20 protein-coding genes are annotated in these 24,082 nt (G+C 39.6%); 11 read left to right on the forward strand and 9 right to left on the reverse strand.

Annotation, left to right across the window (positions count from 1 at the left end):
* The first annotated feature begins 20 nt into the window (after positions 1-20).
* Positions 21-959: a DUF1822 family protein gene (locus PLEUR7319_RS0131635; RefSeq protein ID WP_019509258.1), complete on the forward strand. Its 939-nt coding sequence runs from the start codon at positions 21-23 to the stop codon at positions 957-959.
* A 32-nt stretch (positions 960-991) separates the two neighbouring features.
* Entirely contained in the window at positions 992-3,313 is a 2,322-nt protein-coding gene (locus PLEUR7319_RS0131640) for a CHASE2 domain-containing protein (RefSeq protein ID WP_019509259.1), read from the forward strand.
* 31 nt (positions 3,314-3,344) lie between these two features.
* Here PLEUR7319_RS0131640 and PLEUR7319_RS0131645 read toward each other — a convergent pair whose 3' ends face one another.
* Entirely contained in the window at positions 3,345-4,520 is a 1,176-nt protein-coding gene (locus tag PLEUR7319_RS0131645; protein WP_019507171.1) for an RNA-guided endonuclease TnpB family protein, read from the reverse strand.
* A gap of 258 nt (positions 4,521-4,778) precedes the next feature.
* Here PLEUR7319_RS0131645 and PLEUR7319_RS0131650 point away from each other — a divergent pair, with 258 nt between their 5' ends.
* The 3 genes from PLEUR7319_RS0131650 (at position 4,779) to glmU (ending at position 7,633) form a co-directional block, all read left to right on the forward strand.
* Complete coding sequence (locus PLEUR7319_RS0131650; protein ID WP_019509260.1) at positions 4,779-5,354, forward strand: TerD family protein; 576 nt, start codon at positions 4,779-4,781, stop codon at positions 5,352-5,354.
* Positions 5,355-5,606: 252 nt separating this feature from the next.
* A complete protein-coding gene (locus tag PLEUR7319_RS0131655) occupies positions 5,607-6,197 on the forward strand; it encodes a TerD family protein (RefSeq protein ID WP_019509261.1) in 591 nt (196 codons plus the stop codon).
* A gap of 86 nt (positions 6,198-6,283) precedes the next feature.
* Positions 6,284-7,633 carry a bifunctional UDP-N-acetylglucosamine diphosphorylase/glucosamine-1-phosphate N-acetyltransferase GlmU gene (gene glmU, locus PLEUR7319_RS0131660; protein ID WP_019509262.1) on the forward strand — a complete coding sequence of 450 codons (1,350 nt, stop codon included), beginning with the start codon at positions 6,284-6,286 and terminating at the stop codon, positions 7,631-7,633.
* A 103-nt stretch (positions 7,634-7,736) separates the two neighbouring features.
* Here the strand turns inward: glmU and PLEUR7319_RS37355 are convergent, their stop codons facing one another.
* The 4 genes from PLEUR7319_RS37355 to PLEUR7319_RS0131680 all read right to left on the reverse strand — a co-directional run bounded on the left by PLEUR7319_RS37355 (position 7,737) and on the right by PLEUR7319_RS0131680 (position 11,359).
* Complete coding sequence (locus PLEUR7319_RS37355; RefSeq protein WP_019509263.1) at positions 7,737-9,131, reverse strand: tetratricopeptide repeat-containing serine protease family protein; 1,395 nt, start codon at positions 9,129-9,131, stop codon at positions 7,737-7,739.
* A 25-nt stretch (positions 9,132-9,156) separates the two neighbouring features.
* Entirely contained in the window at positions 9,157-10,014 is an 858-nt protein-coding gene (locus tag PLEUR7319_RS0131670) for a serine protease (RefSeq protein ID WP_019509264.1), read from the reverse strand.
* Between the two features lie 78 nt (positions 10,015-10,092).
* On the reverse strand, positions 10,093-10,605 hold the full coding sequence (locus PLEUR7319_RS37360; RefSeq protein ID WP_019509265.1) for a COP23 domain-containing protein: 513 nt from the start codon (positions 10,603-10,605) through the stop codon (positions 10,093-10,095).
* Positions 10,606-10,720: 115 nt separating this feature from the next.
* Positions 10,721-11,359 (reverse strand): thylakoid membrane photosystem I accumulation factor, encoded by a 639-nt coding sequence (locus tag PLEUR7319_RS0131680; protein WP_019509266.1) that lies wholly within the window; start codon positions 11,357-11,359, stop codon positions 10,721-10,723.
* A 178-nt stretch (positions 11,360-11,537) separates the two neighbouring features.
* Here PLEUR7319_RS0131680 and PLEUR7319_RS0131685 point away from each other — a divergent pair, with 178 nt between their 5' ends.
* Positions 11,538-11,987 carry a GNAT family N-acetyltransferase gene (locus PLEUR7319_RS0131685; protein ID WP_019509267.1) on the forward strand — a complete coding sequence of 150 codons (450 nt, stop codon included), beginning with the start codon at positions 11,538-11,540 and terminating at the stop codon, positions 11,985-11,987.
* 57 nt (positions 11,988-12,044) lie between these two features.
* Here the strand turns inward: PLEUR7319_RS0131685 and PLEUR7319_RS0131690 are convergent, their stop codons facing one another.
* Together PLEUR7319_RS0131690 and PLEUR7319_RS0131695 are read right to left on the reverse strand one after the other, a co-directional pair.
* Positions 12,045-12,836: a DUF2993 domain-containing protein gene (locus tag PLEUR7319_RS0131690; RefSeq protein WP_019509268.1), complete on the reverse strand. Its 792-nt coding sequence runs from the start codon at positions 12,834-12,836 to the stop codon at positions 12,045-12,047.
* A 55-nt stretch (positions 12,837-12,891) separates the two neighbouring features.
* Positions 12,892-13,800: an alpha/beta fold hydrolase gene (locus PLEUR7319_RS0131695; protein WP_019509269.1), complete on the reverse strand. Its 909-nt coding sequence runs from the start codon at positions 13,798-13,800 to the stop codon at positions 12,892-12,894.
* Between the two features lie 373 nt (positions 13,801-14,173).
* On the opposite strand from PLEUR7319_RS0131695, the gene clpS reads away from it, so the two are divergent.
* The 4 genes from clpS (at position 14,174) to PLEUR7319_RS38725 (ending at position 18,479) form a co-directional block, all read left to right on the forward strand.
* Positions 14,174-14,467 (forward strand): ATP-dependent Clp protease adapter ClpS, encoded by a 294-nt coding sequence (gene clpS / locus PLEUR7319_RS0131700; RefSeq protein ID WP_019509270.1) that lies wholly within the window; start codon positions 14,174-14,176, stop codon positions 14,465-14,467.
* Between the two features lie 86 nt (positions 14,468-14,553).
* Positions 14,554-15,351, forward strand: a complete 798-nt coding sequence (locus PLEUR7319_RS0131705) for a type II CAAX endopeptidase family protein (RefSeq protein WP_036801206.1) — start codon at positions 14,554-14,556, stop codon at positions 15,349-15,351.
* Positions 15,352-15,989: 638 nt separating this feature from the next.
* The gene (locus tag PLEUR7319_RS0131710; RefSeq protein WP_019509273.1) at positions 15,990-17,387 is read left to right on the forward strand and encodes an NDP-hexose 2,3-dehydratase family protein; all 1,398 of its coding nucleotides are present in this window, start codon (positions 15,990-15,992) and stop codon (positions 17,385-17,387) included.
* 9 nt (positions 17,388-17,396) lie between these two features.
* Positions 17,397-18,479 carry a glycosyltransferase family 2 protein gene (locus PLEUR7319_RS38725; RefSeq protein WP_019509274.1) on the forward strand — a complete coding sequence of 361 codons (1,083 nt, stop codon included), beginning with the start codon at positions 17,397-17,399 and terminating at the stop codon, positions 18,477-18,479.
* Between the two features lie 230 nt (positions 18,480-18,709).
* Here the strand turns inward: PLEUR7319_RS38725 and PLEUR7319_RS0131720 are convergent, their stop codons facing one another.
* Positions 18,710-19,894 carry a DUF1822 family protein gene (locus tag PLEUR7319_RS0131720; protein WP_019509275.1) on the reverse strand — a complete coding sequence of 395 codons (1,185 nt, stop codon included), beginning with the start codon at positions 19,892-19,894 and terminating at the stop codon, positions 18,710-18,712.
* Between the two features lie 33 nt (positions 19,895-19,927).
* Positions 19,928-21,118, reverse strand: coding sequence for a sigma-70 family RNA polymerase sigma factor (locus PLEUR7319_RS0131725; protein WP_019509276.1), 1,191 nt, complete (start codon positions 21,116-21,118; stop codon positions 19,928-19,930).
* Between the two features lie 497 nt (positions 21,119-21,615).
* On the opposite strand from PLEUR7319_RS0131725, the gene PLEUR7319_RS0131730 reads away from it, so the two are divergent.
* Positions 21,616-24,078 (forward strand): ATP-binding cassette domain-containing protein, encoded by a 2,463-nt coding sequence (locus PLEUR7319_RS0131730; protein WP_019509277.1) that lies wholly within the window; start codon positions 21,616-21,618, stop codon positions 24,076-24,078.
* Positions 24,079-24,082 lie beyond the last annotated feature (4 nt).

Here is a 24,082-nt window from a genome sequence, read left to right on the forward strand (position 1 = left end):
TAGGAGAAAATATATTAAAAATGAATCTTCAATCAGAGATATTTCAACAAATTACTATTCCTGCCAAAGCTCGCATAAAGGCGGAACAATTTCGTCGCTATCAGTCTCAAGGAACAAAAGCAAAACAAGTTTATCTCAACACTTTAGCTGTATTTATAGCTAATTATTATCTCAATTCATTAGGTTGGGCGACTAATTTGGAGAGCAGTGATAGCTGGAATCCTATATTTCAAACCATGATGGACGTTGCCGATCTGCAAATTCCTAATTGTGGCAAATTGGAATGTCGAGTTGTTTTAAATCACCAAGATACGGTTACTATTCCGCCTGAAGTCTGGTATAAGAGAATTGGTTACTTAGTAATTAGGCTAGACGAATCTTTAAGCCAAGGGACGTTGCTAGGATTCATTCCTGAGATCAAACAAGTTGAATTACCTCTTAATCAACTAGAATCATTAGCACAATTTCCTGCTTACCTAAACCAGCAAAAATCAATGGCATCAGTTCAATCTGTTAGCCTTAGTAGATGGTTATCTGGAGCATTAGATTGCGGCTGGTATAAATTAGAAGAACTATTGTTGCCCCCTATAGCTCTCAACTTTAGGAGTCCACCAAAAGTAGCTAACCAGCACCTGAAAAACTTATCCACACAAGTTAGTCGAGTTAAGTTAGTCAGGTTGGAAAATATTAGTCACGATATTGCTTTGGTATTGAACATCCAGCCGGAGAGAAATGATGAATTTAATATTTCGGTTACAGTTTGCCATAGGGAAGAACATCAATACCTACCAGAAGGTTTAGAATTAGTCATCTTAGACGAAGTTATGCGTCCCGTAATGATTGCTCAAGCTAATCAGACAGAGACTATTGAATTCTGTTTTAGTGGCAAATTGAGAGAAAGTTTTAGTGTTGAATTATCTTTAGATGAGAATATCAAGGTAGAAAGCTTTATTATTTGATGGTTGGCAGATTAGTTGTTAATTGTTGATTGATGACCAAGTTAGTAATTTTGAAGCTAAGTGGTGATTTTGAGTCAGGGTTTCAAATTAGCCTCGAAATTGGACTAGAAGGAAAGTCGGCTGACTGCGGCTTTTCAGGATTCTTACCCCCTGCAACTGAATTGAGACGATGTCTAGCTCAGTTGCAAGACCTATACCGACAGCAGAGCCAAAATTGTCGTATCAAGCCTCAGCAAATTATCTATGATGGCTCGATCAATCCTCATAAACAGTTAGTCAAATCAGCTGCCAAGTTACACCAAGAATTACAAAATTGGCTTAATTATCCTAGTTTTAATTCAGTTGATAAACATCTGCGAGAAGAGTTGAATCGACAAGAAGTAATTAGAATGCTGATTTGTAGTAATTGCCTCGAAATATATCAGCTACCTTGGTGTTGTTGGGATCTAGTAGATAACTACCCAAAGTTAGAAATTGCCATCAGTAATTTTAATTTCGAGCGGGTGCCAACTATCCATAAGCCATTTAAAACTGGTAAAGTCAAGATTTTGGCAATTTTGGGAGATGGCCGAGGTTTGAATTTAGAGGCTGATCGGGCTTTTCTGAATTCTTTAGCAGAGGGAGAAGTCATCTTTTTGATTGAGCCAACTCGCCAGGAACTATACGCTCATCTCTGGCAAGATTCCTGGGATATTATTTTTTTCGCGGGACATAGTCAGACTATAGCTAGACAAGGATTGCTCTCACTTAACGCTGAGGATCAATTAACCATTGAAGAATTAAGACCTGGTTTTAAACAAGCGATCGCTTCAGGACTTCAGTTAGCAATTTTTAATTCTTGTGATGGATTGGGTATAGCTGAAGAGTTAGGGCAATTATCCTTACCTCAGTCGATTGTAATGCGTTGGCCCATACCAGATATTATGGCGCAACAGTTTGTTAAATATTTGCTGCAAGCTTATGCCGGAGGGAACTCTCTCTACATCTCTACCAGAATGGCCAGAGAGCAATTGCAAGGTTGGGAAAAACAGTTTCCCTGTGCTGCCTGGCTCCCGATAATTTATCAGAATCCAGCAATTATCCCGCCCAAATGGGCAGATTTACGAGGAAATCAGCAAAAAAATACTTCTAAGGCTCAACTACGCTGGCAACCACAATTATTAGCCTCGATCTCAATAATTAGTGCTGTCGCTACTATGTTAGTTTGGCTGATGCAAACTGGGAGCTGGTTACAAGCAGGAGAATTAAATGCTTACGATCGCTTTATAGGTTGGCGGACTACTCCCCCTGCAGATGAACGAATCTTGATCATTACTATCGATGATCAAGATATCCAGTATCAAAGAGAGCAAAATCTGGCAACAAATATGCGTGGCTCTCTTAGTGATGAAGCCTTAGCCCAACTAATAACTAGGTTGCAACCTGGGCAACCTAAAGCGATCGCCTCAGATATAATTCATGATTTTCCTTTCTCTCCCAAATTAGCAGATATTATCGCCCAAACTGATGATTTTTTCGCTATTTGTCGTGTCAAAATTGACCAAGCTCAACTAGTTAGTATTGCTCCCCCATCCCAACTCCCCCCTGAGCAAGTGGGCTTTAGTAATTGGGCGGTAGATGATGATAAAACAATTCGCCGCCAAATTTTAGGTATGTCTCCAGATCAAGTATGCCAAAGTGGCTTCTCATTTGGTTTACGCCTTGCTCTTAAATATTTGGATCATCCCCCTGCCAAACTAAATCAACAGGGTTTATTACAAATTGGCGAGACTGTATTTCCTAAACTAAGTGCTTCAAGTGGAGGATATCATTTACCCGAGGCTCAAGGTTATCAAGTTTTATTGAACTATCGCCATACTTCACCTCAAACTATTGCCCTAAGAGAAATTTTTACTATTCCGGAGCAATCTCTAGCAAAACTAGTCCAAGACAAAATTGTTTTTTTGGGAGTAGTGGGACACAATCACGATCTACATCTCACTCCCTTGAGCAAAGGAAAACATACAGAAAGTCTTCCCGGAGTGGTAATCCATGCCCAAATGACTAGTCAAATAATTAGTGCGGTATTAGGAGAACAAAAACTACTATGGTGGTTCTCAGATAAAGTCGAATTAATTTGGGTTGCTCTTTGGTCTGCGGTTGGTAGTATCATCATCATTTTGCTACGACGTTCGATTATCAAAATAGCTGTCAGTATTTATCTTGCTTTGACAGTTCTTTTAGGCTGCTGTTGGCTATTGTTTCTCAATGGAGGCTGGATTATTGCGATCGCTCCTGCTTGGGGTCTATTGATATCTGCTGCTCTCACCGCTGTTTATCGTCGAACCCAATCTGTTGACATTCCCCACGCATGAATGCGGGAGATTCTTGGTTCGTAGAAAAAACTTACCCTGACAAATTCTCATCAGCCAAGATAGAGGTTTCGTCTCCCCAAGCTTTAGATCCCGTGTGTCCCACGGTACTTAATCCTAAAGAGAGGATGTTTCTGGCTGCATTTTCATCTCGGTCGAGAACACAGCCACACTTACACTTATGAGTTCTGGTGCTGAGAGTTTTAGTTACTTTAGCTCCGCAACCAGAGCAGTTAACAGAAGTATACTGCGGTGGTACGGCAACTGTTACTTTGCCAAACTTATAGCCAAAGTACTCTAACCACACTCTAAATTGATACCAGCCAGCGTCGGTTATCGACTTGGCAAGATTGTGATTTTTTACCATCTTGCCAATTCTTAAGTCTTCATAAGCGACTACATCGTTAGATGTGATTACGCACCGTGCCAATTTCACGGCATGGTCTTTACGTTGCCTACTTATCTTAAGATGCTTTAGGGCGTATCTTTTTCTCGCTTGGTGATAGTTCTTAGACTGTGGTTTTTTACTTTTGACGTACTTTTTAGACTTGCTTCGGTTTAAGCGATTGAGTGCTTTTTCACCTCTTCGATAAAACCGAGGATTCTCAATCTGATTCCCTTTGTCGTCGGTATAGAAATAGTTCAAGCCAACGTCTAAACCAATTTCAGAATAAGATGGTTCTACTCTTTCTCGGTTGTCGGCATCGACTAAAAACTGACCATAATAACCATCAGCACGTCTAACTATTCGTACTCGTTTGAATTGTTTGATATCGTACCAATTCAAATCTCTTGTACCTTTGAGCTTGACCCGACCGATATTATTCTGATCGGTGAAGGTTATCTGTTTTCTGTTTTCAGAAAGCTTCCAACCTGTAGTCTTATACTCGACCGAGCGAGAATGCTTCTTGAACTTAGGAAATCCCTTTTTTCCAGGAGTTTTATGTTTACAGTTTTGATAGAAACGAGATATTGCAGCCCAGGCTCGATCTGCACTGCTTTGTCTGGCCATTGAATTTAGCTTGTGAGCAAAGGGGAATTCAGCAGCTAGTACTTTACAGTATGCCGATAGCTGGTATTTTCCTACTCCTTTATTGTCCATCCAATATCGCAATGCTTTGTTGCGTATGAATTGTGCCGTTCTGATGGCTTCATCCATCGCATCGTATTGAGTTGGCTTGGCTTGTATCTTCATCTCTAGAACTAACATATTCTTATGCTATCATATAAGCATAAACTAACCCAGTAAGTGCTAGCCGTGCCTTATATCCCCATGTCTGAAGCCAGGGGCTTTACGGCACGAATCGGTAATTAATTCCCAAACGAGAGAAGATTCCGCTAACACCATTAAGAAAAATTGGGAATCTAAAAAAAAATTGGGAATCTAAAATAGTTATCATAGGATTGATTTGAATCAGATTATTTATTAGTTGTAAATAAATTAAAGCCGATTAGGATTAAGTAAATAATGACAATCAATCTAAGCAAAGGGCAAAGAATCTCTTTAGAAAAAGTAGCACCTGGGCTAGTACAAATCTTCGTTGGTTTAGGGTGGGATATTAATGTGACCGATACTGGTGGCGATTTTGATATCGATGCATCAGTTTTTCTCCTAGACAGTAATGAAAAGTTAATTTCCGATCAACACTTCATTTTTTATAATAATCAGGTTAGTCCTGACCCCGATCAATCAGTTAAACAGTTAGGCGATAATCGAACTGGTGCTGGTGAAGGAGATGACGAAATCATTGATATTAATCTTAAAACCGTTCCTGCTGAAGTAGCTAAAATAGCAATCACTGTGACTATTCACGAAGCAGAACAACGTAGCCAGAACTTTGGTCAAGTACAAAATGCCTTTGTCCGCGTTGTTAATGCTGAAGACGAACAAGAAATCATTCGCTATGACTTGACCGAAGACTTTTCCATTGAAACTGCCCTGATTATGGCAGAACTCTATCGCAAAGATGGTGAGTGGCGCATGAATGCAGTAGGAGCAGGCTACGAAGGCGGATTACAGGCTTTAGTCGATCGATATCATTGACACTTCCACGCATAAATGACGTGGGTTTTCACCTTCTATAAAAGATGAGGGATGAAGGATGAGGGATGAAAGATAAAGATAAATAATTTCGTCTCTCTGACTCCCTATTTATTTTGCTTCAATATTATCTGGTAGGCTCAAAATTAATAACTAATATAACTACTGACAACTGACAACTGACAACTGACAACTGACAACTGACAACTGACAATCATAATCAATTAATTAAAGTAATCTAGAGACCCAAAATCAATGGCAATCAACCTCAAAAAAGGACAGCGTATTTCTCTAACTAAAGAAGAACCAAACCTCAAACAAATCATGTGTGGACTGGGTTGGGATGTTGCCCCTAAAACAGGCGGTTTCTTTGGTGGTGCCAAGCAATTCGATCTAGATTCTTCGGTAATCTGTTTAGATGGGGATAAGAAATTAACCGATGTTAAAAATATAATTTACTTTGGCAATTTAAGGCATAGTTCTAGTGCGATCGCTCACCAGGGAGATAATCTAACTGGTGCCGGAGAAGGAGACGATGAAGTGATTAATATCGACTTGCCGTTAATCCCACCCAGTATTATTTATTTAGTATTTGCCATTAATATTTATAAATGCAATAATCGCCGACAAGATTTTAGTATGGTGGATAATGCTTTTGTCCGTTTAGTCAATCGTACTAATAATAAAGAATTAGCCCGCTACAATCTATCTGGAGCTGAATATCGTGGTATGACTGGAATGATTTTGGCAGAGGTCTATCGCCATAATGATGAATGGAAAATGGCTGCTGTTGGTAATGGGTTTAAGGTAGCTACATTGGCAGATATTGCCAAGCTTTACACGTAAATTAAAAATTATATTTTTTTGCACTAGTATGCCTATTAGAGCTATACTCCAAACGGATTTATTTAAATTAACTAATCTCGAAAAGCATGGTAGCGGTAGCAATCTTAGCAGCAGGACGAGGCACTCGCATGAAGTCCGATTTACCCAAAGTCTTGCATTCATTGGCAGGGCGATCGCTCGTCGAACGGGTACTTGATAGTTGTAGCTTACTTAATCTTGATAAACAGATCGTTATTGTTGGTTATCAGGGAGAAAAAGTTAGACAGGCTTTAAGTCATCGTCAAGATCTTGAGTTTGTCGAACAAATACAACAACTAGGAACTGGTCATGCGGTACAACAATTGATGCCTTACCTCCAAGGTTATGGTGGAGACTTATTAGTTCTCAATGGCGATGCGCCTCTACTACGCCCAGAAACTCTGCAACAATTGGTAGAAACTCATCAAAATAATCAAAACGCGGCGACTCTGTTGACAGCTAACTTACCAAATCCTCAAGGTTATGGCAGAGTTTTTTGTCATGGAGATGATTTAGTTAGTCATATTATTGAAGATCGGGACTGTACCAGCGCTCAAAAGCAAAATCGACGGGTAAATGCGGGAATATATTGCTTTAATTGGCAGAAATTAGCTGAATCTTTACCTAAACTTTCAACTGATAATGATCAGCGAGAATATTATTTAACTGAAGTAGTAGATTATCTTTCTCCTGTAATGGCTTATGATGCCGAAGACTACCGTGAAACTAGTGGTATCAATGATCGCCGACAGCTTTCAGCAGCTTATGACATTCTACAAGCCAGAATTAAAGATGATTGGATGAAAGCAGGTGTGACGATGCTGAATCCCGATAGCATCACTATAGATGAAAGCGTGCAACTAGAACCAGATGTAATTCTAGAATCTCAAACCCATCTTCGAGGCAATACTACCATTGCTACTGGCAGTAGAATTGGTCCTGGAACTCTGATCGAAAACAGCAAAATTAGTACTAATGTCACCGTTCTATATTCCGTGGTGATCGATTCCGAAGTAGCCGCTAATACTAGAATTGGTCCTTATTCCCATCTGCGAGGTGACGTTAAATTGGGTGAAAGTTGTCGTGTGGGTAACTTTGTCGAGATCAAGAAAACCTCTGTTGGCTCTAATACCAATGTGGCTCACTTGTCTTACCTAGGAAACGCTACTTTGGGCGATCGCGTGAATGTCGGAGCAGGTACGATTACTGCTAACTACGACGGCAAACACAAACATCCCACAACCATTAAACAAGGTACTAAAACTGGCTCCAATAGCGTTTTAGTCGCTCCGGTTACTCTGGGAGAAAACGTTACCGTAGCAGCAGGTTCGGTGGTTACTCAGGATGTCAATGATAATGCTTTAGTCATTGCGCGATCGCGCCAAAAAGAAGTTCCTGATTGGCATACTGATTACTGATTACTGATTACTGATTACTCGTTACTTACGAGCAATCTAATAATTGTCCTAATGTAACTTTGTACGGCTATATATATGTTCTTTGATAGCTCCTGAACCTCCTTTATCGAGAAGGGGAATTTCTCAGAGCTTTTTGGGCTTTATTTAGACTATCGATTGCCACATTATAGCTATTAGTGTCTCCCTCTCGGAAAAATATTTCCGAGGCTTTTTTAAAATCGGCAGTAGCCCCTTTAAAATCTCGACGAGAATACAAGATTGCGCCGCGGTTATGGTAAGACTTGCCGTAGTCAGGAGCAATACGAATGGCGCGATTGTAATCTGCTAATGCACCATCGACATCGCCTAAATCTTCTTTTACAGTGCCTCGGTTAAGATATGACCAAGGATCGGTGGGATTAATTTGAATCGCCTTATTGTAGTCTTCTAGAGCTTTTTGTGTGCTTCCTTGATGGTAGTGAGCTAACCCACGGCTGAAATAAGCTAAAGAAAAGTTAGGATTATTCTCAATTGCTCGATCATAATTGGCGATCGCCGCTGTCAAATCTCGCTTCGTATAATCAATCAGACCTCGATAATATATCGCGACTACATTATTAGGATTTTTTTTCTCTGCCTCAATCAGATATTCATTTGCCCGAGCAGTATCTCCCTGAGCCAGTAATTCCAGTCCTTCTGCATATTGTTTGGTTGCTTCTACATCTATATCGGTATCCTCTTGATCGGGCTTAGCTTGATCGATAGTTAGAGCAGAATCACTCAACCCCACATCTGCCAAAGATTTTGTAAAGTTCTGAATCGGAATTGCTGCATTAAAGCCTGTTTTTAGGGGTTCAGGAATACTGGAAGATTCATTTTTAACACTGCCAATTACGTCACCTTGACCATGAATTCCTACTAGATTTCCGCTAGTGTCAAACACTCCACCGCCACTCATCCCCCGACGAGTTAAAGCCTGATAACGCATTGAATAACCTTCAGAGGCGCTGTCACGAATACTGGTAATTGTACCTGTTGTAAACTCCCAATTGCGTTCTTGGTCAATTTCAGCAGCTAAGGGATAGCCAGATACAAAAATTGAAGCTCCAGGAGTTGCATATTCAGAACTACCAATAGTTGCTACTGAATACTCTTGATTACTATTAAATTTGACGTAAGCCAAATCTAAGCCATCCTGCTCGAGATTTCTAACCTCAGTTACTTGATACTGCTGATGATCAGGAGTTTTAACTATGTAACCGATATTAACGTTTTTAACTACATGATTAGCGGTGAGAACAGTATAGGTATTATTTTCCTGGGCAATAATAACTCCCGACCCTCCAGGAACACCAAGATTGTTGTCAATTTTAACGGTCACGACTTCCGCGATCGCCGCTATTTCTGTAGGGCTTTTGGCGATCGCTATTGAAGGAGCAAAACTAACTAAAGTGAATGCCGCTGTACCCGTAATCGCAGTGGCAAGATAAGAATTTAAAAGTTGATGATTAAAAAACATTTTAGAGAAACTTTGAGAAAAACTTTTAATTGGCTAGTTCGGAATAAACACTAATGGGAATACCCCAGCTAGACTTAATCATTTGCTCTAGCTCTTCTTGAGGAGGTTCACTACCATCTTCAAAAATATAGACCCCAAAATTAGGATCGCGATATTTACCTCTACCATGAATACCGACTAGCGATCCTTCAGCATTAAAAATAGGACTACCACTCATACCTACTTCCGTCTCGTTGGTATAACCCAACTGATAACCCTGGGGCAAAGATTTAGCAGGAACTATTGACACTTCTCCCTGAATTAAGCGAAACGCTTCGTTACCCAATTCCAAACTATTTTCGATTTCGTCAATAGCCAGAGGAAATCCTGCAGCATATACTGTATCTCCAATTTGAGGTAATTGCGTCTCAATTTTGGCGGTAGAATAGTCTACTTCGCTATGAAATCTCAGCAAAGCTAGATCTGCATTTTTTATCTGCTGGGGAGGCTCTACTAGCTGATGTTGTTGATCATCGACAGTTAAGATCAGCGGATTATTGGAATCAACTACGTGCCAATTAGTTAAAACCGAGTATGTGCTACCCTCGCGATTGATGATTACTCCCGAACCAGCAGAGTCAGTTTTGACCACTCGAACCGTTGACGATTTCAACAGTTGATAAATTTCACTGCTACTACTCACTTCTGTTGAAATCTCAGAACTTGCTAACTCTTGGGCTATTGCTGTGGTAAGTCTATGCCAGTTAATTTCTCCAGACCAAAGATTCCTGGCAAATCGGGAACCGAGTTCAATCTTATTCAGAGCAATTACCGCACTAATGACACTAAGAGAACCTATGCCCAGTTTAAATATTAGTTTCCAACCCAAATTGCGGTCTTTCATTGTCAAGACTTTGATGTAAGTCGGTAATCTAAGGAAGATAATAGCTTCAGACAATTAATTGTTCTTATTGTTCTCATGTTAGTTCAACCTATCTTGGACATTAATATAGGGAATTGAGGTAGAAGCCTCATAACTAGGCTCCAAATTCTGTTGTCCGCTTCCCCAAGCAAATAAATTATTCAAAGCAGCAATACCATCCTGTCCTGGTCGCAGAGTATATATAATCCCCTCACAAGGACCATTGTCACGGCTAGCTACACAAATTACCTGCTGGTTATTTTGCATGCCTAAAGTGACATATTTAAGTTGCCCATTGCTTCTATATACTTCCAAACGTTTACTTACTGTTTTGCAGCGAAATAAAGGATTCCATTCCGAACCCGCAAAATGGTCTGAAACCCACTTAATCCATTCTTCTTTCTCCCCTTGCGCATTGTGATATACAGTTGTTGGAACATTAGAACTTGTGTCGCACGTAAAACCCTGTTGAGTCTGAGCCTGAACTGAACTAGCAGGGACAATTGCCGTTACCAAACCAGCGATCGCTAGAGCTGCAATACCAAACTGATATTTTAAAGTTGATACTTTCATTGGACAAACTAAACCTAAATAGTACAGTTGTGTTGAGGAGTATTATGTTGATTTAGTAATATTATGCAGAGAAATAAGTAAATTTCTCAGTAAGTATCTCGATTGCCATCTTAATCTACTCGCTCATTCCTGAATTAAATTCGTTAAAGGAACGGCGTTTTAAAACCTGAGATTCAGAACGCGGTAGCAAATCAAAAACTTCCCGTAGTACATCATCTATTTCTTCGTAGGGGACTTGTCCTTTACCGTCGTAAACCACCTTGCCTTTTTGATCGAGAATTACAGTTTCTGGAACAACACCACTGTAATAATAGGCCGGTTCTTCAGGACTATATTGATCTTTTTCTACAAAGGAATCAACAGTTACCGGAATAATACTCGCTGCCCGTCCATAAAACTCCTGAATCCGATTGACTAAACCAGAAAATTGTTTACAGTCACTACTATCATCGACATAAAATACTAAAATAGCTGGTTTTTCTCGTTTTAAAGAGGTTGGTAAATCCATGCGAGGCGGAACTAATGAACCATTCCCCCCGAATAAGATAAAAATATTACCCTCATAGCGATCGTCATTAATGGTAGCCATGGCAGGAGAAGTCCACCAGGCAGAAAAACTGGTTAAGAAGATAATGAAGCTTATAAAAGCTACTTGAGTTATAAATTGATTTAAATGTTGGCGATTCCCCAATAGAAAACTCAAGCGATTCTTATATTTAGCAATTAGGGATTTTAGTAACTTAATTAAAATCATTCTGAAGATAAATTTTTTTTAAATAGCTTGACCGACAAACGGAAACAATCATATGTTCCGCATCAAATAAGATTTAACATAACCTCAAGTTTATCTTTCTTTGGTAAATCAATCTCAACCAAATAACTGAACTATATAGACAATCAAACCTCTGTCTTAGAACTTGAGAGCCAAAATTATGAATCAGAATCAGATTTTAATTAAACTTATTAGATACGACAGTCCAGAATATCATCAAGCCTGTCAACTGCGATATCGACTATTTTTCGCTGAACATAATTTGCCTTGGGAGATTGTCTTTGACGATCGCGATGCCGATAGTTTCCATGCTGCCGTTATAATTCAAGGGTGTGTAGCTGCTTATGGTAAATTAACTCCCCACAAAAATCTAGTTTATCGCCTTGGTCAAATGGTAGTGGAACCCAACTACCAAAGGCAAAACTTGGGCAGACAAATAGTCTTGACTTTAATTGACCTAGCTAAACATCAAGGTGCGATCGCACTTACTCTTAATTCTCGACTTTCCGCAGTAGGATTTTATCAAAAGTTCGGATTTCAGACCTTTGGTAATGAATTTCCTTCCGCTACCACAGGAGTAATTCATATTGCGATGAGACAAAAACTATAATTGCTGTTACCTCTTACTCATTACTCATTACTCATTACTTCTTACTCCTTGATAAAACTAGCCTGCCTGAGGAACTCTTTCTATTTGAGCATAGCCACTAAATAAAAGCATTTTTCCTTCAGTTTCTAACCGATTGAGACGTAGTTTAACTCCATCAAGATTAAAACGGTCTAAATCTACCATTTCATTGAGAATTTCTCCCAAAGCGTTAGTTAATTTTTCAGAGGTATCCTGTAACTTGGGAGAGATATCTTGCGGCTCAAACTGAATATTTTCAAAGAGAACTCTTCTCCGTTTAGAAATGCCTAAAACACAGTTGAGATTTACTGGAACTGTGGTATCATTCCAGCTGGCTTGAGCTGTTAGCTTGACCTTATTTCCCGGCAAAAGTTTTACTTCAATATTGTTGAAGGAAACTGGCTTACCTCCAGATATTGCCGTCAAAACATCGGGAGTCAAATTTTCTAAGCGCTTTCTAACTAAATCTGCCTCAAAAGATTTATTAATATCAGCTTCCGATAATTTGACCTTGGCGATCGCCTGAGTAGGCTGCTTGAGAGAGATTTTCCCTTTTACTGCCGAACCAAAATCCAAAGAAACAGCATCCGTCTCAAAAGACATTTCCTCTGTACGAAATTGCCTACGTATTACCAACCCACGTCCACTCATTTTAAAGCTATCGATGGTACCCTGTAGCAGCTTACTAGACGGATTACATTTCACCGCTACTTCTACTGCCTCGCTATGAGTAAATAAGTGACGGATTGTGTTGCTTGCGACAGTGTTAATTAGGGACTCTCCCCAATCTCCGCCTTTATTATTACCAAAACCAACAAATCCACCAAACATAAAGCTATAGATTGAGTTACTCTTACCTTGTAACAAATTATTAAGAAGTCAGCAATCAAGATTGCAGCCCAATTATGGATAAAACCCAGTTTGTGATTAGGGTATTTACTTGTTCTGGTATTTCATCATGAGGGCAATGACCCGCCTTAAGATAATACTCTGTTAATTGAGCATAATGCTGACTAAATTTATTGCTTCTTTCTCTAGCATTGATCCAGGGATCATTTTCACCCCATAAAAGTAGTAAAGGACATTGCATTTGACTAAGCAGTACATCAACTTTTTCACCCTGAGGAGTTTTAAATACTGAATTAAAAACAGCTGCTGCTCCTCGATCGCAGGAGGGACGATAAATATCATCCACTAGCTGCTCGGTAACAGCACTACGATCCAGATAAACTTTATTCAGCGTTTTGCGGATTACAGAGGGACGACGAAGATACTGGAATAAAAGAAAGCTGGCCCAAGGCTGCAAAAGAATTGAGCGCATCAACTTACCGATAAAATTAGGTTGGGATTTTTGAGTTGATTGGGCTTGAGTATCCGTAAAAGGACCTGCACTATTGAGCAAAATTAAACCAACTGTAGATTGAGGATATTCTGCCGCCACAGTAAGAGAAGCATACCCCCCCAAAGAGTTTCCCGCTAAGATTGTGGGCTGACAAATTACCTCATCAATAAAGTCATGTAGCTGTTCTCGCCAAAGATTGCCACTGTATTCTAGGTTAGGTTTGGCAGAGCGTCCAAAACCTAAAAGATCAATCGCCCAAACTTGAAACTGTTTTTGTAGCTGAGCAATATTTTTGCGCCAATGATCGGTAGAGGCCCCAAAACCATGTACGAGAAGTAAAGGTGGTTTTTGGGGCTGCTGTTCTCCGGCACAAACGTAATAGATCGGATTGCCCCGCCACTGCCAGTATGTGCCCGGACTAGATTGCATTATCGGTGAAGAAGTTAAGGGCATCGGAGACCACTATTTAATAATTATTAAGTTATCTTAACTTTTTTATTGTCCATTTGACTTTAGCTGAAGTTATATTATCAATGGGCGATTCTAATTACTGCTTCGATTGGAACTAGACATCACAATTTATGATGTCATTAATAAATTTGACTAATATATGGTTTCAGTTCTTTTTAGATCGCAGTAAAATCTGTAAATATAAAAGGATGATTTGTATTGATTATGGCTACTTTCAAACCGCATATTACTTAGTATTACAACTGATTATGCTTAATAGGTGGTAGTAATTAGTATTTACTTACCAGACAAATCATGACATTGAAAATAATTTGTAATTCAGCTAAATACAAAAAGTTTTAAAGGAGATATAACTGTGTCCGCGGGAACTTCTGTAATTGATAAAAGTTCAACTTCAACTGTGCGTAAACACGCACCTCGCTATAAAGTTCTACTCCACAACGATGATTTCAACTCAATGGAGTATGTCGTACAGGTTTTGATGCAGACTATTGGTGGTATGACTCAACCGCAAGCAGTCAACATTATGATGGAAACTCATAACAATGGTATCGGCTTAGTTATTACTTGTGCATTAGAACCTGCAGAATTTTATTGTGAAACTCTTGGTAATCATGGGTTGACTAGTACTATTGAACCCGATGAGTAATGGACGAGGCTGAGGGATGTTATGGTGAATTCTGCCGGTTATTAATGGTTGATCTTTAATTGTCAATTGCCCTCTATTTAAAAAAAATATCAAAATTGCCAACATCATTGAGGTTGTTAATCTTCATTGGTGTTTTGTCTATTTTATGGCTACCGTTAGCGATTCCAATTAATTGGTTACTGCGCCATGACAGTAACCTTGCCACCATTGTTACCATGGCTGTGCTGTTCCTAGAACTACTATGTTTGTGGCAATTGTGGGGCAAATTAGTCTATGGTGAAACGAATATTTTTGCCCGATATGGTTTAGAAAAAAGCGGCAGAAACAGCAGAGAATTCTTGAGCGGTCTAGCCATTGGTTTTTGGGTTTGTTTGGGCCTATTCATTGTGGAAGCACTGCTAGGATGGATTGAAGTCAAAACCCCTTCGGCTAACTTGCTTAAAATCATTGCTGAAGGGTTGCTTAGTGCCTGTGGAATTAGTTTGGCAGAAGAATTGTTATTTCGTGGTTGGTTGCTCGATGAGTTACAACAAGGCTACAACAAGAAGCAGTGCCTCTGGATCGGGGCAATAATGTTTGCTTTGGCTCATTTTATCAAACCAGTTGCAGAGATAATTCGCACGGGGGTTACTTTTCCGGCTTTAGTAATGCTGGGATTAATTCTCACCTTAGCTAAATACCAACATAGCGATCGCCTGGGCACCTCGATCGGCATCCACGCTGGTTTAGTTTGGAGTTACTACATTGTTAATGTTGGTGAGCTAATTCAATATACAAATCAAGTTCCTGTCTGGGTTACAGGAATTAATGGAAATCCCATCGCCGGGGTAATGGGATTAATTTTTTTAACAGCTTTAATGTTAGTAATGACTAGAAATCATTAACTGGTAAATTTTTAGTTTAATCTCGCTAAGCAGGAAATTGACATTTTACCTATATTCTAGATCCGTGGATTTTCTATAAGATGTCTAATGTGAATTAGAAAATTTAGAGACACGATTTGGTAGTTACTAAAGGCAATTACTGAAAATTAGTAATTGTAAAGGTCATAATAAAAAATTCAAATTACCAAATTTTGTTACTTGGTTTCTCAAAATAATCCAAAAATACCAAGTCGTGTGGTGATAGTGTCTGAAGGACATGATTAATCAGCTATAAACCTTTTGATTATCTTAGTAGTTTTTCATTGACTACGTAGATAGATGGTATTAGCTGACCCTAAAGACACAGTAGTGTTTTTTTGCTTTATGTAGTTGATCTTAAGTATAAGAGATGGTCAAGTTGACCAACGGTCACATAACACTCCGTCGTTTTACGGTGGAGCAATCTGTGATTAGCTTGTCCAGAAAAGCCTAGTGCTTAGAAAAGCTTGGGGCTCAGAAACTTTTGATATTAACGTTTTTTGTTGAGCATACATGGGGACTAGCCAATTAGTCTTGCGCCTGACAGCTACGCCGATTCTTACTGTTAATTCACATCAGGCGTATGAGAATTTTCACAGCAAATTTTTTATAAGAGATTAATGAGCCGGAATCAACTGTTATCCAAAAATGCGATTTTTTCACCCACTAGCGAACTCGAAAGATGGTTAGAAGAGCACCGTCAGTTTTGTGACATGGAAGCGGAGGAAATTAGCTGGCAAAGATCAAAAGAATGGAAGTTTGAGGATCGCGAGCTGCGACATTTATCCGGGGGATTTTTCTCTATTGTGGGAGCAACAGTCTACCTCAATGACCAAGAACAAACTCATCTAGAGCAGCCCTTAATTAATCAGCCAGAAATCGGCATTCTTGGTTTCATGGTCCGAAAGAATGGCAGTCAACTAGAAATCTTGGTTCAAGCCAAACCAGAACCAGGAAATATTGGATTAATACAAGCTGCGCCTTCAGTTCAGGCAACCGAAAGTAACTACAAAAGAAGGCATCATGGTAAGGAAACTCCATTTCTCGAGTATTTCTTGGGATCGCCAAAGGCGACTATTCTAGCAGATAGTCTTCAGTCAGAGCAGGGAACAAGATTTCTTGGCAAGTATAATCGCAACATGATTATTGAGATTGCTGAAGATGTAGCTTTCTCAGAGAGTTCACCTTATAAATGGACTCGGATCGAAAATTTGTGTTCCCTGTTAATTCAGGATTTTAAAATCAATACTGACGCTAGGTCTGTTTTAGTTTGTAGTTCTTGGTCGACCATAACTCCAAACCAGCAACCATTTTCGCGTTGGCGAGAGCTGGAAGGAATAGGAGAAGCTTTACTCAATTCGTACGAAGCTCAAGAGCAAGATTATGCTCTCTCAAGCCGAGATATTATTGATAGATTGGAGCACTGCCGCAACACGGCTAAATTTACGACTAAGATAGTCAGTATAAGTGACCTAAAACACTGGGAGATGACTGAAAACGTCATCAGGTCGACAAATGAAGATAGCTTTGAAGTCCGACAGTTTCAAGTCAAAACAACGGAGCGTGAGGTTGCTCAATGGGATCAGCCCCTCGTGGTCTCTGAAGAAGAAGGAGAGGTTATTCTTTACGCTCAAGAAAAAAATGGCGTACTTCACTTTTTGTTCAACTGTCGGGCAGAAATAGGTTTTCGCGAATGTTGCCAGTATGGTCCGACAATTCAGAACCTGAATAATGAGTCTTTTATTTTGTCTGCTTTTGAAGCCAAGGAAAACGAACTCAAAAATTATCTGAGTCGAGCAAAGCTTTTGGTATCCAATTTGCACTCCGATGAGGGTGGTCGCTTTTATAAGTGCATTTCTAGATATAGTATTTACCTTTTAGACAAGGATGAGGCGATTGACCTTGGGGAAAATCTGTCGTGGATGACTATGCAGCAGATTGAGTTCTTTGCCAATCGTCAAGGCTTTTTTTCCAATGAGGCCAGAAGCTTGATTTCTATGCTGATAGCATATATATAAAATTTGAATATGATTTCAAAACATATAACGTTAGTAATTGCAACCTACAAACGTGTTGACACCCTGAGATGTGTACTCAAATCCCTCATTCTACAACAATACCAGGACTGGACTGCAATTGTTGTTGGCGACTGCTGTAGCGATGAAACGGCAGAGATGATCCACTCTTTAGGAGAGTCTCGTATTAAGTACTACAATTTTCCTGAACGATTTGGCGAGCAATCTGGTCCCAATAATTTTGGTTTACAATTAGTTCAAGGCGAGTTTGTTAGTTTTCTAAATCATGACGACCTTTTACTCAGGGATCACTTAGGTTACTCCCTGGAGCAGATGATCGCACAAGGTAGTGATTTCCATATTGGTCAATGTGCCAATGCCACTAAAGTAAAATTCGAGGATAATGGTACTATAATCCCCGAGTTTACCGAGCTTCTTCCTGAATCGAGAGATTTAAATTATCTAATTTTGTCGAATGCCATGCTGTTCGAGCCGAGCAGCTTTTGGCTAATACGAACATCCTATGCTAGAGCAATTGGTAACTGGAAACCGTCAAACAGTTTATGGCGACCCTCTTTGCGGGACTGGCTCATGCGAGCTTGGCGTTTAGGAGGTAAATTCTCCTTCGGTGACAAAGTTACTGGTCTTCGATTTCTTACTCAAAATGCCCGAAAAGGAACGCTATTGTATACCAACACTAGTCCCGAACATGATTATATGATTCAATGCTTTGAGAATGAATCTCCAGATGGGATTCGCCAATTGATTCAGCACCAGATCGAGTCAGCAAGCAAGGCAGAAGTATCAACTCAACCGCAAGAGGAGCAGTATGATTGGAGTGATTTGCACTTTCTGAATATTAATTGGGGTGAATATGAAACTAAAATTTTACAATACTTCTTCGTGAGGCAAATGCTCGGTTCTCTCTATTTATGGTTCGGTTTCGATCATCTAAACTTCAGATCTCGCCTCTTATCCCGTCCTAAAGGATCTTTTCACAAGAAGCTGCTTAAGCATCGAACAGGGGAAAATATTTCTAAAATGCCCAATATCTCAAATTTGTTACAAAATCCCGAGGCATATCGAGTTTTGTAGACCAAGTGGATCAGAGTCGACGCGGCAGCAATTTTCCTTTTTGAAAAGAATTCATATTTCTCCATCTCATACGAAATCCTGTTCAGATACAGTTTCTACAACACTACCTATAATAATCAAAACCTGTTCACACCAAGATAATTAGGTGGAACAGGTCATTTTTTTTGAGTCATAATATTACACGGTGTTTTACCGCTGCAATGTGTGTTGAACTGACTTAAATTAAGTGTTTAAAACTGCAATACTTCTGGCTGATAGTTGTCGGGCGTAGGTTCTATTTGCCAAACTAGGGATTCTCCAGCATCTAAATCTACTTCCAAGCAGAGCTGCTCTACTGGTTCAGTTGCTAGATCTTCGTTACCTTCAAAAGCCTGTAAATCTTCGGTGAGTAATCTGAGCTTAAAGCCAGCGGGGATCATACCACCAGGTGTAAGACTGCGCAATTCAAAACGCCATGAACTTAGATCAGGCAGAGGAAGAATTTTTAATTCATAAGACTGATTGGCGATCGCAACTTGTTTAGCCAAGCCAAACGAGGGAACTGCACTGCTAGTAGTTGGTTCTGGAGTAGCAACACCTCTAGCACCAATCGCGCTAGGAGTCATTTCGATTGGTCTCCAACCCAAATCTGTAGTTAAGTTAGTCATACCCTGCTGTAACCACTGCAATACTGGAGTTTTGTATGTTACACCACGGCGAGTTGCTGCCAAGCGACGACACCAGTTTTTATTTTGCACTAAGGCTGCCCAGGTACGGAAGGGAACAGCTAACCGAGGTAATAGTATGGAGCGATCGCCTAAACGCTTGATTAAGTTCTCAGCTTGAGTAGGAGCGATCGCTGTCACAGGTTCAACCTCCACTTGAGTTACTTCCTCGGGGCATAATTCTCTAGCTACCCACAAGACATCAATATCGGAGATTAATTCGTCATCAGTCAAAGTATAGGTACGGTCATTATGACTAAAGTTAGCGCTAGTTTTTAACTGTTGGTGAGTAGCATAGCCCCAAACGCGGATGTAGCCAGCATCAACATTCACCTGAACTGCTAAATAGTAGTCTGCTGACCATTCAGGAATGTCAATCCATTCTTGAGGAACTCGTAATTCACTTAAGTCTTCAGCTTCAGAGGGAATTAAGACTAGTTTGGCATCTTTGAGACTAATTGCAGTACCGTTGACTACCTCCCAAATGTCATTATTAGTAGCTAGATCGAAACTTGCTTGAGCTGAACTATCTTCTTCTGTTTGTAACCAAGGTAAAAAAGCATTTAATGTTACTTGGTTGAGATAGTTTTGCCAACGACTATGGTCGTTGACCACATTTGAGCTTTGTGACCAAGCTTGATTAATAATAGTTTCGTTTAGTTCGAGAACTAATTGAGTGGGGTTAAATAAACTTTGGTTTACGGTAGTCATCGGAGTACTCCTGTTTAATATATTTTTTCTTAGTTATTGGTCGCTGTCGTAATAACCAGCTAACCATTCTTCTAATAGTGAGCTTATGTTGTCGAGTACGTCCGATGTCAAAGAAATATGCATAGTTTCTTGGGTCCATTTTGCCAAAGCTTTGAGCAGCACTTTTCTGGCCCGAGATAATTTGCGAGAAATTGTATATTGTTGGGTATTTAACTCCTGGGCAATTTCAGCTTGTTTAAGTCCTAGGGAATAATAAAGTTCTAATAATTTTCGCTCTTCGGGTTTTAATTTTTGAATGCAGGCAGTTAAAAACTGATTAATATCTGTCTGCTGTTGACTACGTTGTTCTGCCTCTTCATCCGCAATCATATCTGTTAACAGGGAATCGTCAACTTCGCCGACGATGGAATCGACTATTTCTCCAGAATCATAACCTGGTTTAGGTCTATTAATTGATGTGACACTGGGAAACAAGTAGGAACGGACCGCTTTGACGCAAACTAGCATCCACTTTTCTATATTTTCTGGAGTTGCAGCTTTACCAGCCTGCTTGAGTTGAGTTCGACGTTCTTGATTATAGAAATTCGCGATCGCTACCCAAGTTTCCCGTTCTGGTTTAGGTAGCTTACGAGTAGAACTAGCTCGCTCTGGTACATAAATCGTCTTCAGACAATTCCAGGCTAAGATGTATTGCTCAACTACTTCCTGGTCTAGTCCGGCACTAGCAAGTGCTTCGGTCATTCTTTTCTGACTTAGTTTACGTAGCAGCGACCAATCAGAGCAGATATCAATTTCTCGTTTTTGTCTTAATAGCTCCCGAATTAGATTACCAAAGGTAATACTGGCATAGCTTTTAAGGTTAAATCCTCGTTCGCGATCAAATCCTTTGAGAACTTTATCAATTCCAGCGATCGCCACTTGAAAACAATCAGGTACTGTATACTGATTGCTACTAAAGCCGCTAATGGTTTTGGTTGATGACCAAAAACATACTTCTTGCAAATAAGCTGCTAAATGTTCTCTTGCCAGGCTTTGAGGTTGCTTTTGCCAAATTTGATGCCAATATAACGCCCAAAAGTTGTCCGAACTCTCAGTAGATATCTTGTTTAATGATTGCTTCATACTGCGACGCAATCTTGTGTCCGTCGCCCAGGTACTAAAGCGATCATAATCAAACTGGATAAAAGTAGAAAATATTTCAATTGTGTTTTGGCGAGGGAGCATTAATCGACCAAATAATAGATGTAGTAATCTTGGATATTAACAGAAAGTTACTCTGTCGTTATTTTAAACCCCACTCTACAATTTCTGCCCATAGTCAATAATTATAGTTATGTAGCATTTAATTGCAGAAACAGAGAACATAACGAATTTTCCAATCACTTAACCAAAATACTACACAATGCTGATTCAGAGATAGTCTTATTTTTCTCGATCTAAAAGAAAGCTATCTTTGCTATTTTCTGAACTTGCCTTAAGGTTTAATGTTGCTTGTTAGTTTATACAAGTTACCTCTATGCTAAGAAGGTAAATTTAGGATTTTAAAAGGTTGTAATTTCGAATTTATCAATAAATTGTCATCAATTACTGTAGTTAATATGTGATACATTTTAGTTTAAACTGAGAAGTTTTTACCAACAATATTTAAGTAGGTTTATAGAGACAGCGAATCTAATCGAGCCTTTATTTAATCTTTAAAATAAAAAATTATTTGCAATACGATGACTGGCAATTATTCCAAAGAAACAGTTGTTAATACAGAACCCTATATCGAATTAGATAATCAAGGTCAAAAAAAGACTCTCTTTCTTAGCAAAGACATTAACTATTTGGGACGAGATCCTCAATGGGCCAATATGCAAGCTCCCAAAGAATGGAACATCATTTCTCGCAAACAAGCAATTATTGAAAAAGAAGGTAACAATTTTCGCATCTATGATGGCGATCGCCATCATCAAAAACCCAGTGGCAACGGTATTTTTCTCAATCAGTCACGAATTAATTTGACAGAAGGGCATATTCTCAAAAACGGTGAACAACTTCATATCGGTCAAGATCCCCGCCAGCAAATCATTTTAACCTACTATAATCCCAAACGGGGAGAGATGACTATGCCTAGCATTCGTCGGCTCAACCTCAAGGGATTACAAAATTGGCCCGTGGAGCTAGGAAGATCTCCTAACCCCCACAGCACTGCCTCTATGGAATTGGATGCGCCGACTGTATCTCGTCTTCATGCCACAATCAATCCGGATAGTAAAGGTCGTCATATCATTCATGATCGCAGTAGTAATGGTACTTTTGTTAACGGTAATCGAATTGAAAAGCCATATTTGCTCAACAAAGGCGATACTGTTCAAATTGGGCCATATGTCTTGCTCTACACTGGAGAATCCCTAGAGTTAACCAACGCTAACAATCAGATTCGTCTTGATGCTCATGAATTGACCTTTATGGTTAAAGACAAGAAAGGAGAACAGTTTACCATTCTCAACAATGTCTTTTTAGTGCTGGAACCAGGACAATTAGTGGCATTTGTTGGCGGTAGTGGTGCCGGAAAGTCAACTTTAATGAAGTCTTTATTGGGAATTGCGCCCATCTCCTCTGGGGCAGTTTATCTCAACGGCGATAATCTTCGCAAAAATTGGCCAATTTATCGTTCTCAAGTGGGTTACGTTCCTCAAGATGATATTATCCACCGTGACCTGACAGTAGAAGAGGTTTTGCGTTGTGCTTGCCAATTGCGTCTTCCCCCCGATACTGATATCAACCAAGTAATTGTTAATACCTTAGAACAAATCAAGCTTTCTCATGTCCGTAATACCTTAGTGTCCAAGCTTAGTGGCGGACAACGCAAGCGGGTTAGTATTGGAGTTGAGTTACTAGCCGATCCTAAATTATTCTTTTTGGATGAACCAACTTCAGGTCTCGATCCTGGTCTTGATAAAGAGATGATGCTGCTGCTACGAGAGCAGGCTGACCGCGGTAGAACTATTGCTTTAGTGACTCATGCTACAGATAATATTGGCATTTGCGATCGCATCGCTTTTATGGGATTGGGGGGCAATCTCTGTTACTATGGACCGCCGGAAGAAGCCCTACCTTTTTTCCAACGATATACTGGTTATTTCGCTGACGAAAAATTTAGTGATTTTGCTGATATTTATATCGAATTGAATAAAGGCAAAAATAAAATTGCGATCGCCGAAAGAGTCAGCTATTGGTCTAATAAATTTGCTAGCTCTCCTGAGTATAAATCTTACATCCAAAATTCCCTGAGTCCAGGCAAAGAAAACCAGCAAGTTGCCAAATCTAACAATTCCAAAACAGGAATTTCTCCCTGGGCACAACTATCTTTGCTCTGTAAGCGTTACTGGAAATTAGTTAGCCGAGATACTACTAGTTTAGTATTGACACTACTATCTGGTCCAATTACTATCGCTTTAACTGGTCTACCTCTCCGAGATCAACAACCCTTGAGCATAGCAGATACCCCCAGCTTCACTCAGGCATCATTAGCTCTAAGTTTACTATTTGTCTTTAGCTGTGTGGCAATTTGGATTGGACTATCCAATGCGATTCGTGAAATCGTTAAAGAATCAGCTATCTATTTTCGTGAAAGGTTGCTCAATCTAGGATTATTGCCTTATCTTACCTCAAAATTATTGATTCGAGGGGGTTTAGCTCTTGCTCAAACAATTCTGATTACTGCGGTAGTATTACTAGTGTTTAAAGCTCCAGAGTCCCAATTGATTCCTTGGTTTCTAGGTTTTGCCATTACAACTTTTTTAACTCTTTTAGCTAGTACTAGTCTCAGTTTAATGCTCTCAGCATTTGTCAAAACTGAAAATGAAGGCAACGGCATCCTTCCCTTAGTAATGATTCCACAAATTATATTTTCCGGAGTTTTGTTTACTCTAGAAGGGTGGTCGGGAAAACTTTCTTGGCTAATGCTTAGTCGCTGGTCAATTGGTGCTTATGGTTCATTAGCAGATGTAAATGCTATGGCTCCACCTTCCAATTCAGGTTTAAGTGCAGAAATACTCAACGAAATTTTTCAAGCTACCCCAGTATATGAGGCAACCTGGGAAAATCTAGGTCTAAATTGGGGCATCTTAATTGCTCATACCTTAATCTACTTAGTTATTGCGCTGATTGTACAGCGTCGAAAAGATATTTTTTAATTAG

The sequence above is a fragment of the Pleurocapsa sp. PCC 7319 genome, from assembly GCF_000332195.1.
Lineage (GTDB): Bacteria > Cyanobacteriota > Cyanobacteriia > Cyanobacteriales > Xenococcaceae > Waterburya.